16 protein-coding genes are annotated in these 14983 nt (G+C 66.9%); 10 read left to right on the top strand and 6 right to left on the bottom strand.

From position 1 onward, the window contains the following. Window positions 1-5 precede the first annotated feature (5 nt). Window positions 6-1103: a hypothetical protein gene (locus tag DMB37_RS09690; RefSeq protein ID WP_206055223.1), complete on the top strand. Its 1098-nt coding sequence runs from the start codon at window positions 6-8 to the stop codon at window positions 1101-1103. A 27-nt stretch (window positions 1104-1130) separates the two neighbouring features. On the opposite strand, the gene DMB37_RS09685 is transcribed toward DMB37_RS09690, so the two are convergent. Continuing rightward, window positions 1131-1544 carry a DUF5997 family protein gene (locus DMB37_RS09685; protein WP_135232407.1) on the bottom strand — a complete coding sequence of 138 codons (414 nt, stop codon included), beginning with the start codon at window positions 1542-1544 and terminating at the stop codon, window positions 1131-1133. Window positions 1545-1580: 36 nt separating this feature from the next. Here DMB37_RS09685 and DMB37_RS09680 point away from each other — a divergent pair, with 36 nt between their 5' ends. From DMB37_RS09680 to DMB37_RS09670, 3 genes are all read left to right on the top strand, one after another. Further along, window positions 1581-2519: a LysR family transcriptional regulator gene (locus tag DMB37_RS09680; RefSeq protein WP_135232406.1), complete on the top strand. Its 939-nt coding sequence runs from the start codon at window positions 1581-1583 to the stop codon at window positions 2517-2519. 177 nt (window positions 2520-2696) lie between these two features. Then, complete coding sequence (locus tag DMB37_RS09675; protein ID WP_135232405.1) at window positions 2697-3239, top strand: RNA polymerase sigma factor; 543 nt, start codon at window positions 2697-2699, stop codon at window positions 3237-3239. After that, on the top strand, window positions 3236-3502 hold the full coding sequence (locus DMB37_RS09670) for a hypothetical protein (protein WP_135232404.1): 267 nt from the start codon (window positions 3236-3238) through the stop codon (window positions 3500-3502). Before DMB37_RS09675 ends, DMB37_RS09670 begins: the two co-directional genes overlap by 4 nt. A 242-nt stretch (window positions 3503-3744) precedes the next feature. Here DMB37_RS09670 and DMB37_RS09665 read toward each other — a convergent pair whose 3' ends face one another. Together DMB37_RS09665 and DMB37_RS09660 are read right to left on the bottom strand one after the other, a co-directional pair. Further along, entirely contained in the window at window positions 3745-4062 is a 318-nt protein-coding gene (locus DMB37_RS09665; protein ID WP_135232403.1) for a hypothetical protein, read from the bottom strand. 185 nt (window positions 4063-4247) lie between these two features. Further along, window positions 4248-4517, bottom strand: coding sequence for a DUF2631 domain-containing protein (locus tag DMB37_RS09660; protein WP_107658342.1), 270 nt, complete (start codon window positions 4515-4517; stop codon window positions 4248-4250). Window positions 4518-4693: 176 nt separating this feature from the next. On the opposite strand from DMB37_RS09660, the gene dxr reads away from it, so the two are divergent. From dxr to DMB37_RS09635, 5 genes are all read left to right on the top strand, one after another. Further along, a complete protein-coding gene (gene dxr, locus DMB37_RS09655) occupies window positions 4694-5833 on the top strand; it encodes a 1-deoxy-D-xylulose-5-phosphate reductoisomerase (protein ID WP_135232402.1) in 1140 nt (379 codons plus the stop codon). 249 nt (window positions 5834-6082) lie between these two features. Then, window positions 6083-7276, top strand: a complete 1194-nt coding sequence (locus DMB37_RS09650; RefSeq protein ID WP_135232401.1) for an RIP metalloprotease — start codon at window positions 6083-6085, stop codon at window positions 7274-7276. 196 nt (window positions 7277-7472) lie between these two features. Further along, the gene (gene ispG, locus DMB37_RS09645; protein WP_135232400.1) at window positions 7473-8630 is read left to right on the top strand and encodes a flavodoxin-dependent (E)-4-hydroxy-3-methylbut-2-enyl-diphosphate synthase; all 1158 of its coding nucleotides are present in this window, start codon (window positions 7473-7475) and stop codon (window positions 8628-8630) included. A 134-nt stretch (window positions 8631-8764) separates the two neighbouring features. Further along, entirely contained in the window at window positions 8765-9631 is an 867-nt protein-coding gene (locus DMB37_RS09640) for a GNAT family N-acetyltransferase (RefSeq protein ID WP_186818349.1), read from the top strand. A gap of 87 nt (window positions 9632-9718) precedes the next feature. After that, window positions 9719-11527 carry a penicillin-binding transpeptidase domain-containing protein gene (locus DMB37_RS09635; protein WP_135232399.1) on the top strand — a complete coding sequence of 603 codons (1809 nt, stop codon included), beginning with the start codon at window positions 9719-9721 and terminating at the stop codon, window positions 11525-11527. On the opposite strand, the gene DMB37_RS40440 is transcribed toward DMB37_RS09635, so the two are convergent. After that, window positions 11521-11673, bottom strand: a complete 153-nt coding sequence (locus tag DMB37_RS40440; RefSeq protein ID WP_167768793.1) for a hypothetical protein — start codon at window positions 11671-11673, stop codon at window positions 11521-11523. The genes DMB37_RS09635 and DMB37_RS40440 overlap by 7 nt on opposite strands. A 519-nt stretch (window positions 11674-12192) precedes the next feature. Continuing rightward, the gene (locus DMB37_RS09630; protein ID WP_135232398.1) at window positions 12193-12693 is read right to left on the bottom strand and encodes a peroxynitrite isomerase; all 501 of its coding nucleotides are present in this window, start codon (window positions 12691-12693) and stop codon (window positions 12193-12195) included. Window positions 12694-12913: 220 nt separating this feature from the next. Here DMB37_RS09630 and DMB37_RS09625 point away from each other — a divergent pair, with 220 nt between their 5' ends. Beyond that, complete coding sequence (locus DMB37_RS09625) at window positions 12914-14284, top strand: TIGR03118 family protein (RefSeq protein ID WP_135232397.1); 1371 nt, start codon at window positions 12914-12916, stop codon at window positions 14282-14284. Between the two features lie 207 nt (window positions 14285-14491). Here the strand turns inward: DMB37_RS09625 and DMB37_RS09620 are convergent, their stop codons facing one another. Beyond that, complete coding sequence (locus DMB37_RS09620; protein ID WP_135232396.1) at window positions 14492-14980, bottom strand: hypothetical protein; 489 nt, start codon at window positions 14978-14980, stop codon at window positions 14492-14494. Between the last annotated feature and the right edge of the window lie 3 nt (window positions 14981-14983).

The following is a 14983-nucleotide window of genomic DNA, read 5'->3' as shown; positions in this document are numbered from 1 at the left end:
ATGAAGTGCTCGTACCGCACCCGACCAAGTTGAATCCGGTGCCCGCCGACTACGGTGACTTTCCTCGAATCCTTCGCCACCTCTTCGACTTGCGCATCGCCGTGCCGATGCCGATCGGCATCGGCGAACAGACCGCCCTCGCCACGGCGGAGCGGACCGCCATCGAGACGCTCAAAACCACCGGTGTCGAGACCATGCTGCGGTTCATCGACAAGACCCGCCGCGCTGATCGCGAAGTGCAGGAGCGCGGCGGTGGCCAGCGGATGCTGGCGAATATCGCGGCGTGGGCGGACTACCAGTGGGAGAACGTCAGAATCGAGGGCCATCACCGGGCGCGTATCGCCAGTGCCGACGGTGTGGAACTCGACCCCTTCGGCCAGTGGGCGCGTGCGTCATCGTTTGCCATGGAGGGGCAATTCCGTAGCTTGATCGAGGACACCGAACAGCAACTGTGGCTCATCGCCACGTTGGTGCGCTCGCTGCGCTACTCGGCGCGGGCGAAGGTGAAAGCTGTTGCCTACACACCGCACCCCCTTCGCCGGGACTTCTCGGTGATGTTCGATCTCTTCGATGACGGTGTTCCCGACAACACGATCGAAGAAGTGATCTCCGCGGTTCGTGGGATACCCAGCGAAATTCGCAAGGTCGCAGGGGCTAGGCATGGTCGCCGACTCCAGCTGTTGGAGTACCAATTGCCGCTGCTGGGTGGGCGATTGTGGTCGCTGCGGGACCGGGGACGACTCAGTGACGAGCGGTGGCTCGAGATGGTGTGCGGGCGTATCGACGAATACCGGGCGCGGGCAGTCGATTTCCGGCGAGCGCTGTCGCGCTGTGATACCGAGGAGGAAGCGCATCGCTTGGAACTCGACGTGGAAGGCGTGCGCGACCAGTTGCTCCGGCGCCTGGGTCTCGAGGCGGCTGAGCCGAATGAGACCGAGGCGACGTTGATCGAGGCGGCGGCTTCTGTGGCGGAACTAGTGGGGCCGGGCATACCGATTACCCGGCCACTGCGCCTCGCCTTGATTCCCTTCCGGCGGCACTCGGGGACCCTGGAAAGTCTGCATCAGAAGTTCCTGTACCGCGAGTTCGTCAGCGGTATGTGAGGGATCCCGAGGACAGTGGTGAAACGCCTATGTGCGGTTCTTGGCGGGGCGGTTGGTGGCGGCGCGGCGCTCGGCTTCCTTGGCGGCGATTCGCTCGTTCTCCTTGAGGACCTCGGCGTAATTCTCGCGTTCGCGGACCAGCCATTCCGGGGGGTCGGCGAGGAGGGCGGCGATCTCGTCGGCGGTGAGGGCGTCGGAGACTTGGGCGCGGGAGAGGCCGGAGTTGGAGACGCCGAGTTTGCGGGCGGTGACGTCGCGGGGGAAGGGGCCGGTGCGGCGGAGTTCGGTGAGCCATTCCGGCGGGTCGGTGCGGAGGGCTTCGAGGTCGGCGCGCGAGAGGGGGGTGTTTTGGAAGGATTCGGGGGCCGCGGGGAGGTAGATGCCGAGCTTGTTGGCTGCGGTCAGTGGCTTCATCAGCTGGGGGTTCGGGTCCGGGCTCACTGAGACAGCGTATCGGGTGGCGATAGTGTTCCTGGCATGAGCCGGTTCGAGTCGATCGATGTCGCGCGGCTGCGGTGGTTTGTCGCGGTTGCCGAGGAGCTGCATTTTGCGCGGGCGGCGAAGGGGTTGAATATTTCGCGGCAGCGATTGAGTCAGACGGTCATCGAATTGGAGGGGGAGCTGGGGACGAAACTGTTCGTGCCGGGCGCGCAACCCACTCAGTTGACCGAGGATGGGGAGGCGTTGCTGGCGGAGGCGCGGGAGTTGATCGCGCGGGCCGAGTCGGTGGTCGAGGAGACCGCGGACGGGCCGGCGGCGTTGCGGGTGGGGTTTGTGCCCGGTGTGACGGTGTCGAAGTGGACGCGGGTCTGGGGGGAGCGGTTTCCGGATACGCCGCTCGAGGTGGTGGGGGTGCCGATGGGGGAGCAGGAAGCGGCGTTGCGGGCGGGGCGGGTCGATGTGTGCTTTGTTCGGCTGCCGATCGACCGGGACGGGATGAGTGCGATTCCGCTCTATCGGGAGGTGCCGGTGGTCGTGGTGCCGAAGGATCATCCGATCTCGGTGTTCGAGCAGGTGAGCATGGCGGATCTGGCCGACGAGCGGATGCAGGACGCCTCGGATATAGATGCCGTTTCAGGCGCTATCGAGCTGGTCGCGGCCGGGGTGGGTGTCGCGGTGGTTCCGCACTCGATCGCTCGGCTGCATGCTCGTCGTGACCTGGTGTATCGCACGGTCACCGACGTCGCGGACACCGAGATCGCGTTGGCGTGGCCGACGGATCGGACCAGTGATCTGGTCGAAGATTTCGTGGGCGTGGTGCGGGGTCGCTCCGAGCGCAGTTCGCGGTCGCCGGTTGCGCAGGCGAAAAAGCCTGAGCCGCAGAAGAAGTCGGTGACGAAGCGGGCTGGTGGCCGACCTGGTCCTGCGAAGAATGCGGTCGGTAAGAAGAAGCCTGCGAAGCGTCGGGGACGGTAGCTCGGATCCGGGCGGTGCGCGGGTGAATCCTTTTCCGGAGTCCGCCCCTCTCTTACCTGTGCCGGCAACCACGTCGGCACTGGCTCGGGAGGTTGCTGTGATCATTGTCGCGATTGTCGTTGGCGCACTGCTGGTTTGTGCGTGCAGTGTCGCCGTGCTGCGTCGGCGGAGCCGGAAATGAGCTGGCCCGACGAACAATTGGTGGCCTGCGCGCGGGCGGGTGATGTGGAGTCGATCGCCGCCTTGGTGTCGGGAACGCATCCGCATGTGCGGCGGTTCGCCTATTCGCTGTGTGCGTCGCCGGAGGATGCCGAGGATGCTGCGCAGGAGGCGTTGATCATCCTGTATCGCAAGATCGGCACGCTGCGTGCGTCAGGAGCGTTGGCGGCGTGGATGTTTCGTATCGTGCGCAACGAGTGCCTGCGTCAGTTACGGCTGATGGCGCGACCTGTCGAGGTGACACCCGATGTCTCGATGGTCTCGGCGGAGGACGAGGCGATGCGCCGGTTGGAGGCGGAGCGGGTGGCAACGGCCATCGCGGGCTTGCCGATCGATCAGCGGCAGGTGCTCATCATGCGAGACATTCAGGGGTACAGCGGGCGAATGGTGGCGGACCGCCTCGGTCTGAGCACCGCGGCGATGAAGTCGCGGTTGCACCGGGCTCGTTCGGCCGTGCAGCACTCGTTGCAGAGCGGCGTTGCGGAAGCGGGTCGCGGATGAAGGAGCAAAGTTTCGCCAGCACTTCGGTGCCGCGGCATCTGGCCCGAGGGGTGGTCGGATTCGGCGCACTGATCGGAGCGTTCGCGCTGCTGCCGTGGATCGGTGTCGCGAGCCTGCTACTGGCCCCGCTCGGGTTCATCGCACTCCGCGGCTGCCCGACCTGCTGGGCAATCGGGTTGATGCAGACCATTTCGATGGGTCGGTTACAACGTTCGTGCGTTGATGGCCGATGTCAGCTGACGCTCGCCGACCACGTCACCTGACCCCCGCCCCGCCGTCGAGTGGGCACGGCGGCGGTTAGCTCCCCATGTCCCGCTCGACGCCATCGAGCGGCCGTGTCTTCGACTACCTTTCGTCGAGCGGGACTTAGCGGCGGCAAAGTGCGAGTAAGCGCTGCGGCATGTTCCGCTCGCCGGTATCGGGCGGCTTAGCCGGGAGTAGCGGCGGCGAATCGCGAGTGCGGGCCACCATGATGTCCCGCTCGACGCCGCTACTCCCGCAGCGGTCAGGCGCCGCAGACTCGGTTGAGTTCGGTGGTGTAAGGGTCCAGGTCGCTGACGTTCTCGTCGAGCAGGGCGTTGGCGTAGCCGGTGATGGCGGCCTTCTCCTCGCCCTCGGCGTCGAGGGACATCAGCGTGAAGTGCAGTGCCCGCGCGACGACGTCGTCGATGACACCATCGGGGGAGCCGTCGATGGCCTTGTTGATCGCGACGATGGCGCGGTTGCAGGCATCGGACTGGGCGTGCGCCGGGGCGGCGGGGACTAGGAACAGGGAACCGACAGCGCTGGCGGTCAGCAGCGCGGCGGCGAAGATCTTGGGCATGGGGGTTCCTCACAAGTCAGCAGCGAAGGTCCGCGACTCGAGTGAGCCGCGGACCTCTCGACGCACACCGTACTCGACCCCGCTGGCCTGCTGAAAGCCGGTATATCTCAGGGCATTCGGCGGATCGGCCGGTCGCACCATGATCAACGACCGTGGCGACGATCAGGTGCCGTTGATCGGGAAAGCTAGCGAGGCTTGCGCCGCAGGAACGAATCCCGGACCAGGATGCCGACGATGGCGGCGGCGAAACCGATGAGGAAGATGTCCTCGACCCGCCCCTTGTGGTTACCGATGATCATCGCAAGCAGAATGAACGCGGTGATCCAGCCGGCGATACGGAAGGTACGGGGCGACTCACCGCTCCATCCCCACTCTGCGGAGGGAACCTCGGCGGTGTCCACGTGAGTGACGATGCCGCGCTCGGTGCTGGCGGGTTCGAGTTCCGTGGCGGCCACGATCGCTCCTTAGCTGGTTCGGGTACCGCGGGTTCCGGTACACGCTCGATGGACTGCTGCTCGATATCGTGACATACGACGCCGCGTCGTTGTAAGTCGGCCACGCCGGTCGGGCGCTGACAGCGGGCGGGACGGGTAAGCACTGCACGTACTTTCTTGTGCGCCACAATGAACCCGTGTCCGACATCGTGAGAGTCCTGCTCCTCGGCAGTACCGGATCCATCGGTACCCAAGCGCTCGAGGTGATCGCCGCCAACCCCGATCGGTTCGAGGTGGTCGGCCTGGCCGCGCGCGGCGGCAATACCGAGCTGCTCGCCGCGCAGATGGCCGCCACCGGGACGCGCAATGTCGCCGTCGCCGATCCGGCCGCCGCTCAGCAATTGGACGTGGCGCTGGCCGGTCCCGACGCGGCTACCGAACTGGTGCGGCGCACCGAGGCCGACGTCGTGCTCAACGCGCTGGTCGGCTCGCTCGGCCTGGAACCGACCCTGGCCACCTTGCAGTCGGGCACCCGGCTCGCGCTGGCGAACAAGGAATCGCTCGTCGCGGGTGGCTCGCTGGTTACTCGCGCGGCCGCGCCCGGCCAGATCGTGCCGGTCGACTCGGAACATTCCGCGCTCGCCCAGTGCCTGCGCGGCGGGCGGGCCGAGGAGGTGGACCGGTTGGTGCTCACCGCATCCGGCGGCCCGTTCCGTGGCTGGACCACCGAGATGCTGGAATCGGTGAACCCCGCTGAGGCGAAGACGCATCCGACCTGGTCGATGGGTCCGATGAACACGCTGAACTCGGCATCGCTGGTCAACAAGGGGCTCGAGTTGATCGAGACGCACCTGCTGTTCGGCATTCCCTACGACCGCATCGACGTCACCGTGCACCCGCAGTCGATCGTGCACTCGATGGTCACCTTCACCGACGGCTCCACCCTCGCCCAAGCCAGCCCGCCGGACATGAAACTGCCCATCGCGCTGGCCCTCGGCTGGCCCGACCGGGTGCCGGGCGCCGCCGCGGCCTGCGACTTCGGCACCGCCGCCACCTGGACCTTCGAGCCCGTCGACAACAAGGTCTTCCCCGCCATCGACCTCGCCCGCCAGGCCGGCGAAGCGGGCGGCACCGTCACCGCCGTCTACAACGCCGCCAATGAGGTTGCGGTACAAGCCTTCCTGGACGGAGTCATCCGCTTCCCCGCCATCGTCCGCACCGTCGCCGCCGCGATCGAGGCCGCCGACCAATGGCGCACCGAACCGAACTCCCTCGAGGAGGTCCTCGCCGCGGACACCTGGGCCCGCGACTTCGCCCGATCGCGAGTGCGCGCCTGAGGTCGCTCGCCAACCGCGTACGCACGAGGTCGGCGCGTCGGCGCGCGACGAACTCGCGTTGCCGCGGATCGACTCGCCTGGTGAGCCCTGCCTGGCACACTGAATACGCAGGGTCGGGCGGGGTCCGGTTACTGTGGTCGGGGTGCTCGCGGCCGTGACGGGATGTGCGGGTGCAGGTTTGTGGGCGGCCGACCCGGCGGTCGCACTTCATCGAGGCGAGCTGCGCTATGCAGGAGGGCTGCTAAACACATGGTCTACGCGTTGGGGTTCGTGCTGTTCGCCCTTGGCATCACGATATCGATCGCGTTGCACGAATGCGGGCACATGTGGGCCGCCCAAGCCAGCGGTATGAAGGTGCGGCGGTACTTCATCGGCTTCGGGCCGAAGGTGTTCTCCTTCCGGCGCGGCGAAACCGAGTACGGCCTCAAGGCGCTGCCGCTCGGCGGGTTCTGTGACATCGCGGGCATGACCGCGCTGGACGAACTGGAGCCCGACGAGATCGACCGGGCGATGTACCGGCAGGCCACGTGGAAACGACTCGTGGTGATGTCCGGCGGCATCGCGATGAACTTTGTGCTCGGCTTCGTCCTCATCGTGATCATGGCGGTCGGCTGGGGGCTGCCGATATTGACCGAACCGCCGGTGAAGGTCGGCGAATTGCAATGCCTGTCCGACGAGAACCCGGACCGCACCACCAAGCCGTGCTCGGGCGTCGGGCCCGCGCAACAGGCAGGGCTGCAGATCGGTGACACCATCACCGCCGTGAACGGCAAGTCCGTCGACACCTGGGCCAAGTTCACCACCGAAACCAGGAACGCGACCGGGGAGATGACCTACACGGTCGACCGCGCCGGGCAGTCGCTGAGTTTCCGAGTCAACCCCCAGCGGGTCGTGCGCTACACCGAAACAGGCGAGAAGCGTGAGGTCGGCGCGGTCGGCATCGTCCGCGAACTGCCGAAGAGTCCCGATTACAACGTGCTGACCGCGATCCCGGCCTCGCTGTCGTTCACCGGTGACCTCACCGTCCGCACCGTGCAGTCGCTCGCCCAGATGCCCGCGAAAGTGGCGTCGCTGTGGGAGGCGGTGACCGGTGGCGAACGTGACCCGGAGACTCCGGTGAGCGTCTACGGCGCGAGCCGGATCGGCGGCGAGACCGCCGAGCGTGGCCTCTGGGGGATGTTCATCCTGGTGCTGGCCAGTCTGAACTTCTTCCTCGGCGCCTTCAATATCCTCCCGCTGCTGCCGCTCGACGGCGGGCACATCGCCGTGGTGATCTACGAGAAGATCCGCGACGTTCTCCGCCGCTGGCGCGGGCTCGCACCGGGCGCACCCGTCAACTATCTGAAACTGCTGCCCGCCACCTACGTGGTCGTGGTCATCGGCGGTGCGTACATGCTGCTCACGCTCGCCGCGGACATCGTCAATCCGATCAAACTGTTCTGATTTCGCACTACTCGACCCGGACGAGCTCCCGGTCGAGGACCGAACCCCCACTGTGCGCCCGCGACGCGGTACCCTGTCGCCGGCACATGGGGGACAGCACGTTGTCGTGGGCGTCACAGGGTGGTCGTTCGGCGTGCGCGACTAAGCTCGGAAGGCGAACGGCCCGGAATGTACGTACGAAAGTAGGCAGCCGAAGGTGACCAGCACAATCGGATTGGGGATGCCCGCCGCTCCTGCGGCCGTTCTCGCTCCTCGACGCAAGACCCGTCAGTTGATGGTGGGCAATGTCGGGGTCGGAAGTGATCACCCGATCTCCGTGCAGTCGATGACCACCACCAAGACCCACGACATCAACGCCACGCTGCAGCAGATCGCGCAGCTGACCGCCTCCGGCTGCGACATCGTGCGCGTGGCCTGTCCGCGTCAGGAAGACGCGGACGCACTGGCGACGATCGCCCGCAAGAGCCAGATCCCGGTGATCGCCGACATCCACTTCCAGCCGCGCTACATCTTCGCCGCGATCGACGCGGGCTGTGCCGCGGTGCGCGTGAACCCGGGCAACATCAAGGAATTCGACGGCCGGGTCGGCGAGGTCGCCAAGGCGGCGGCGGCCGCGGGCATCCCGATCCGCATCGGCGTCAACGCCGGTTCGCTGGACAAGCGGATGCTGGAGAAGTACGGCAAGGCCACCCCGGAGGCGCTGGTGGAATCCGCGCTGTGGGAGGCCAGCCTGTTCGAGGACCACGGTTTCGGCGACATCAAGATCTCGGTCAAGCACAACGACCCGGTGGTCATGGTGGAGGCCTACCGGCAGCTGGCCGCGCGCAGCGACTACCCGCTGCACCTCGGCGTCACCGAGGCGGGCCCGGCGTTCCAGGGCACCATCAAGTCCGCGGTGGCGTTCGGCGCGCTGCTGTCGGAGGGCATCGGCGACACCATCCGCGTCTCGCTGTCCGCGCCGCCCGCCGAGGAGATCAAGGTCGGCGACCAGATTCTGCAGTCACTGAACCTGCGCCCGCGCAAGCTCGAGATCGTGTCCTGCCCGTCGTGTGGCCGCGCCCAGGTGGACGTCTACACCCTGGCGAACGCGGTCAGTGCCGGACTGGAAGGCATGGAGGTGCCGTTGCGGGTGGCCGTGATGGGCTGCGTCGTGAACGGTCCCGGTGAGGCGCGCGAGGCCGATCTCGGTGTCGCGTCCGGCAACGGCAAGGGACAGATCTTCGTCAAGGGCGAGGTCATCAAGACCGTGCCGGAGGCGATGATCGTGGAGACCCTGATCGAGGAGGCGCTGCGTATCGCCGAGCAAATGGGCGTGGAAGCGGGTGCGGGCGAACCGGTCGTCACGGTCGGCTGAGCCGCCGACCGGACTTTCACCAGGCCCCGGCGCGCGCTGAAGGTGCGCTTCGCGCGGTTCAGTTCGACACACCTCGGACTGTTGCGTTCGGCATAGCCGTACCACATCGTCGATATTCGTGGCAGGCTATCACCGTGCGGAGTCTGCTGGAGCCGACGCGAAGGGCGAAGTACGTCCCCGCGCGGCAGCTCGCGAACCGGGACCTGGGCCAGGTCCTGCGAATTCTGGATGCCGATCCGGTGGCCTCGTGCATGGTCGCCGCCCGGCTCCAGGAATTCGGCCTGGACACGGCCAGGTGCGGGCAGGGTGAACTGTGGAGTCGCGGCGGCCCCGCGGAGTCGTTGTGCTTCTCCGGCGCGAACCTGATCCCGCTGCGCGGTGACCGCAATGCGCTGCGGGCCTTCGCGGACCGGGCGATCCGGTGGCCACGCATCGCCTCCTCGGTGGTGGGACGTCGTGAACTGGCGTTACCGCTGTGGGAGATGCTGTCCGACCATTGGGGTCCGGAGCGGGAATTACGCGGCGAGCAGCCGCTGCTCGCCCTCACTCAACCGCCGCTGGTGGCTCCCGACCCGACCGTCCGCCGGGTGCGCCCGGATGAACTCGACCGCTACCTCTGCGCCGCGATCGCCATGTTCATCGAAGAGGTCGGCGTGGATCCCCGCGCTGGTGACGGTGGCCGCGGCTACCGTCGCCGCATTCAGAGCCTGATCGAATCCGGCCGTGCCTGGGCACGTTTCGAGGACGGCGAGGTCGTGTTCAAGGCCGAGGTCGGTTCGCTGTCCCGGCGCACCGGCCAGATCCAAGGTGTCTGGGTGCATCCCGAACATCGCGGCACCGGGCGCGGCACCATGGGCACCGCCGCCATCGCCAACGCGGTCATCGCGTCCGGCCGCACCGCGAGTTTGTATGTGAACGACTACAACGAAGTCGCGCGCCGTGCTTACTCCCGGGTCGGCTTCCGGCAGATCGCTACCTTCTCCACGGTCCTGCTCGACTGATCCGCTTACGCTGAAAACCGTTTCAGTGGAAAGAAACACGGAGCGGCGCGAGTGTTTGCTCGGTGTTGGCTATTACCATCGGTATCGATGTCGACTAGCACTACACCGCTGAGAACACCGCTTCTCATCACGCTCACTGTCGCGCTGCTCGCGGTGCCCGCGGCGGGTTGTGCGCGCGGTCCGCAGGGACCGGTGCCCGCGGCCGACGACTTCGTCGCGGCGTTCGCCGAGCGCGACCTGTCGGGAGCGGCGCGGCTCACCAATCAGCCCGAAAAGGCCGGTGCTGCAATGGGTTCCGCCTGGGACAACCTGCAGGCCGAGCGGCTCACCGCTCGCATCGGCTCGTCCAGGGTCACCGGCGACACCGCGACCGTGGACTACACCTACGAGTGGCGGCTCCCCAAGGACCGGACCTGGCGCTACACCGGGCAATTGCAGATGGGCCGCAGCGGCGGTCGCTGGAAAGTGCGCTGGACCTCCTCGAACATCCACCCCAAACTCGGTGACACGCAGACGATGTCGCTGCGATCGACCCCGGCCCCGCGCGCCAGGGTCAACGAGCAGGCGGGCAGCGACGTGCTGGTGCCCGGCAAGGTCTCCCGGGTCGCGTTCACCGCGGCGAAAGCCGCCGACCCCGGCGCGGTCGCGACCGTGCTCGCGGCGGCGCTGGGCCGGTTCGACCCGCAGCTCACGCCCGAATCCATCCGGGACGCCGCCACCGCGACCAGCGGCGCGTACACGGTCGCATTGCTCAGCGAGCACGAATTCGACCAGGTGAGTACCGATCTCATCGGCCTGCCCGGCGTGGTGATCAGTACGCAGTGGGACCTGGTGCCCACCGACCGCGCCTTCGCCCCGGATTTGCTGGCCCAGATCCGCAAGACGGTGATCGCCGAGGTGGACGGCAAGGCGGGCTGGAGCGTGGTCACCATGAACGCGAACGGCGCCGACACCGATGTGCTCACCGAGGTGCCGTCACAACCCGCCCCCTCGTTCTCGCTCAGCGTGGACCGCAATGTGCAGAACGCCGCGCAGCGCGCCGTCGACCTGCGCGAAGAGCAGACCATGATGGTGGCGCTGCGCCCGTCCACCGGCGCGATCCTGGCGATCGCGCAGAACAAGGCGGCGGATCGGGACGGCCCGGTCGCGACGATCGGGCAGTATCCGCCGGGTTCGGTGTTCAAGACGGTGACCGCGGCCGCCGCGATGTCGACCGGCCTGGCCACCCCGGACACGGTGCTGCCCTGCCCGAGCCGAATCACCATCGGGGAACGCATGATTCCCAACTACAACCTGTTCACAGTCGGTGACGTGCCGATGATCACGGCTTACGAGCGGTCCTGCAACACCACCTTCGCCAACGTGGCCAGCAGGCTGCCGGGCGACGCGCTGCACGCGGCCGCCGCGAAACTCGGTGTCGGACCGGGCTATACGGTGGCCGGCCTGCCGACGTTCTCCGGCTCGGTGCCGCCGTCCGACGAGCTGATCCAGCGCACCGAGGACGGTATCGGCCAGGGCAAAGTGGTGGTCAGCCCGCTCGGCATGGCCTTGATGGCGGCCACCATCGCGCACGGCTCGGTACCCGTGCCGTACCTGATCGCGGGCCGCACCACCACGGTCGACGGCGAACTGACGACCTTCTCGCCACAGGTGATCACCGGGTTGCGGGCGATGATGCGCAGGGTGGTCACCGGCGGCACCGCGGAGCGGATCGCCGATCAGGGGGAGGTGTACGGCAAAACCGGTGAGGCCGAGGTCGACGGCGGGTCGCACTCGTGGTTCGTCGGTTATCGCGGGGATATCGCGTTCGCGACGCTGCTGGTCAAGGGTGGCAGCTCCGACAATGCGGTCGCGGTCACCCGCGATATGGTCGCCGCGCTGCCGCCCGGTTACTGAGCCGGGTCTTGCGCTGACTGGTTGCTGGTCGCGGCGGAGTGGTCCATGATCGCGGCGCCCGCGTCGCCGCCGTCGAGGATCTGGACGGTGGCCGCGCCGCTGAGGATGATGGCCACGCTGGCCAGAACTGTGGTGGAACGCTTCATTGTTCGGCTCCCTCGGGTCAGGGGTGTCGACGGGGGAATGGTGCTGATTACTCCGCGCGAGGGTTGCCGCGCAGAGTTTTCTGAAAGTTTGCTGAAGCAGAACCGTAAACCGAGATCGATTCAGTGAACAAGCGCAAGTGACGGACGGCACGTCAGGCCCGTCAAGTGCGGCAGGTCACATTTGCTGACGATCTTCGGTGAGGCTACCGTCGGGCGAGAGGCCGATTCCGCAGATTGTGGCGATGGTGGAACTACTCCGTAAAAGGAGCGATCGGGCCGAATAATGTCGAGAATTTACCCGCGCTCGGCGGAGGTATTCGGATCTGCAGGATTTGTCCGCTGCGTGGGGGCCGGTTGGCCCTCGCCGGACTCGGCGCGGCCCGCGTGTGCCGTCGTCGCCGACCACGACGATCGAAGATATGGCCGCTCGGCCCGCGGCCATTCGCACCGGCAGCGGCGACCGGCGGTTGGTCGAGCTCGTTATGTACGGCCTCGCCGCGTGGAGCCTTTCGTGCGCAGCTACTCGGCGCGGTGCAACGTGGCGGCGAGGTGGTGTTGCAGTGGCTCCCCGACGGCGGCCATCCGCAACGTGTAATCGATGGTGTCGCCTTTCAATTGAAAGGTGCGACCAAGGGCGGTAACGAGTTTCGCGGTGCCGGTGCGGCCGATGCTGGTGGAGTCGAATTCCATGTGCAGCGCACCGTCGGCGACATTCAGTGCGCCCTCACATATTTCGGTGATTCCGGTGGGGTGCGCCAAGATCAATTCGACTCGGTCCGGGCTCGGGCACCGCAGATAGCCGGTTTCGGCGTGCATCGGGCGGCTGCCGTCGGCGGCGCGGGTGCGCTGCCGATAGGTGAGGAACGGGCGGCCGAGATGGCCGAACCGGACTTCTTCCAGGTAATCGAACGACTGGATGGTCGGGTATTCGCCGCGTCCGTTGCCACGCCAGGTGCCGAGCAGTGGAGCGAGGGGGGCGATATCGGGATGGGGCGCGATTGCGGGTTGGGGTTCGACCACGGCGCACAGCCTAAACCTTGTTGGTTCGCGGGGTGTTCGTATACTGCCGAATTCTGCTGGAGCTAAGGTTAGCATCGCCTAAACGCCAATCGTGGTGTGTGGCCCACAGAAATTGCCGGCAAATGTCGACCGGCTCGGAGAATGCGCGTTCGTCGCTGGTGGCGCGTGCTCCGCTGTGTGGTTCGTCCCGGCAGGGGCGAGTCTGTCGGAAAGGAACAAGATGGTGAACGGACACTGCAGTGATGTGCGCCCGGCCGGTGCGTGGCGGGCGCGGACGAGAAACGGTCTGCTGCGCGCCTCGGTGCTCGGCGCCGCGCTGGTGGTCGCCGTCGCATGCTCGGAGTCCAAGCCGGCCGACACCGAGGTTCCCGCGCTGGACGGCAATCGGTATGTGCAGACGAACCTGGCCGCCAATAAAGCCGAGTATCAGGCGCTGTTCACCTTTCCCGACATGGTGAATGCCTGGGGCCTCGCCGACCGGCCGAAGGGTGCGGGTGGCCATTTCTGGGTGGGTGCGGGCGGCAAGTCGTTCCAGTTCGTCGGCGATGTGACGGCGTCCGCGGACCCGAAGCTGCAGAAGCTGTTCCAGGATCCGCTGAAGATCGTCACCATTCCCGGCGCCGACGCCGACACCTCGGACAACGGCATCGGCAAGGCCACCGGTGTGCTGTTCAACCCGGCGCCGATCACCTCCGACCTGTTCGTGGTGCGCGATCAGCCGGTCGAGGTGAACGGTGCGCGGCAACTGCTCAGCGGTTCGGCGCGGTTCATCTTCGCCACCGACTCAGGCAAGATCTCCGGCTGGACCGAGCAGGCCGCCGACGGCACCATCGTCCGGCAGGACGGACCCGCCAACCTGATGTTCGACGGCGAGTCGCAGGGCATGCAGTTCTTCGGAATCGCGCTCTCCCCGTCCGGTGACAAGCTGCTCGCGGCCGACTTCGGCGAGGAGCCGCAGGTGCGCACCTTGGACAAGAATTGGCAGCTGATCCCGACCACCGGCTTCGTCAACCCGTTCGCCACCGGAGATGCCGTCGACGCCGCCGCACCGGACAAGGGCAAGAAGGTGAAGCCGGGCGATCCCGCCCCGTTCAACGTGTCCACCGTCGGCGACCGGGTGTTCGTCGCCTACGCGACCACCAAGCCGGCCGAGGCCGACCCGGCCAAGCTCGACGTCGGCGAAGAGGATTCGCTGGACAAGGATCAGGAGACGGACGCGAAGGGTCTGCCGGACAAGGGCAAGGTCGCCGAGTTCGACGCCGACGGCAAGCTGGTTCGGGTGCTCGACGGCGACAAGCGCTTCAACGCACCCTGGGCCGTTACCGTCGCGCCCGCCGGCTTCGGCCCGCTCAGCGGCAAACTGCTGATCGGCAACTTCGGCGGTGCCGGCTACATCCTCGCGTTCGATGACGCGACCGGCGAGTTCGTCGACTACCTGCGCGATGCGGAGGGTAAGCCCGTTGCGGTCGAAGGGCTCTGGGCGCTCATGTTCGGCAACGGGGAGAGCCTCGGGGATGCCGACTCGCTGTACTTCACGGCGGGTCCGGAGGATGAGAAGGACGGGCTGTTCGGCAAGCTCCGGCTGAAGTAGACCTTGACGTCGACGGCCCGCGCTCTCGGAGTGCGGGCCGTTCGCGTTTGCCCGCCAGAGCCCGCGCGGGCCATCGAGATGCGAATCGACCGGAGTCGAATGGTCGCTACCTGATCTTGTCGAGCAACCATATGACTCTGCTGAAGTGGCAACGCTCGACAACGCCGCCGCAGCCCTGTCGATGCCGCCCAGTTGTGCCTTCGCTCGTTATCTGCTGGTGGGTGCGGATGGCCGGGGTTGGATGTTCTGGGCACGGATTGCCTGTTCGACCTCCTCGACCGCGGTGCGAATCATGGTGGCGTAAGGGGTGTCAGGAAGGGTGTGGAGGGTGGCTCGGGCGGCGCTGACCTCGCGTTGGGCCGCAGTGAAGGAGCTCAGCCGGCGATAGTTGTCGGCCAGGTTGAGGTGCAGGGAGGGGTAGAAGCCTTGAACGTCCAGGCTGGGCTCGTACTGCTGGGCGCGGGCGTTGGTCAGCGCGGCTGCGGCGTCGAGGGCGCGGATGTCCCAGGTGAGGGCTTCGGCCGCGTCGTCATAGAGGTCGGCGAGGTAGTGGGCGAGGCTGCAGCGATGTAGCGGATCACCCTGCGGGCCAAGGGAATTCCAGAGGGTCAGCAGGGACTCGCGGGCCGCGTCGGGGTGGCCTTCGTGCCCGAGTGTTACCGCCTGCGTGATGGCGGCCATGGTTTCGTCTGTCATGGC

It is taken from the genome of Nocardia sp. CS682, assembly GCF_004634405.1.
Classification (GTDB): Bacteria; Actinomycetota; Actinomycetes; order Mycobacteriales; family Mycobacteriaceae; genus Nocardia; species Nocardia ninae.
The sequence above is the reverse complement of the archived record's forward strand: the minus strand, read 5'-3'. Positions and strand labels throughout refer to the sequence as shown.

Bases quoted from the DNA above. Each gene is read 5' to 3' on its own strand.
- DMB37_RS40440 (WP_167768793.1), bottom strand. From the start codon at position 11,673: ATGAAGCGTTCCACCACAGTTCTGGCCAGCGTGGCCATCATCCTCAGC.
- DMB37_RS09620 (WP_135232396.1), bottom strand. From the start codon at position 14,980: ATGACAGACGAAACCATGGCCGCCATCACGCAGGCGGTAACACTCGGG.
- DMB37_RS09675 (WP_135232405.1), top strand. From the start codon at position 2,697: ATGAGCTGGCCCGACGAACAATTGGTGGCCTGCGCGCGGGCGGGTGAT.
- DMB37_RS09665 (WP_135232403.1), bottom strand. From the start codon at position 4,062: ATGCCCAAGATCTTCGCCGCCGCGCTGCTGACCGCCAGCGCTGTCGGT.
- DMB37_RS09650 (WP_135232401.1), top strand. From the start codon at position 6,083: ATGGTCTACGCGTTGGGGTTCGTGCTGTTCGCCCTTGGCATCACGATA.
- DMB37_RS09625 (WP_135232397.1), top strand. From the start codon at position 12,914: ATGGTGAACGGACACTGCAGTGATGTGCGCCCGGCCGGTGCGTGGCGG.
- DMB37_RS09670 (WP_135232404.1), top strand. From the start codon at position 3,236: ATGAAGGAGCAAAGTTTCGCCAGCACTTCGGTGCCGCGGCATCTGGCC.
- DMB37_RS09680 (WP_135232406.1), top strand. From the start codon at position 1,581: ATGAGCCGGTTCGAGTCGATCGATGTCGCGCGGCTGCGGTGGTTTGTC.
- DMB37_RS09635 (WP_135232399.1), top strand. From the start codon at position 9,719: ATGTCGACTAGCACTACACCGCTGAGAACACCGCTTCTCATCACGCTC.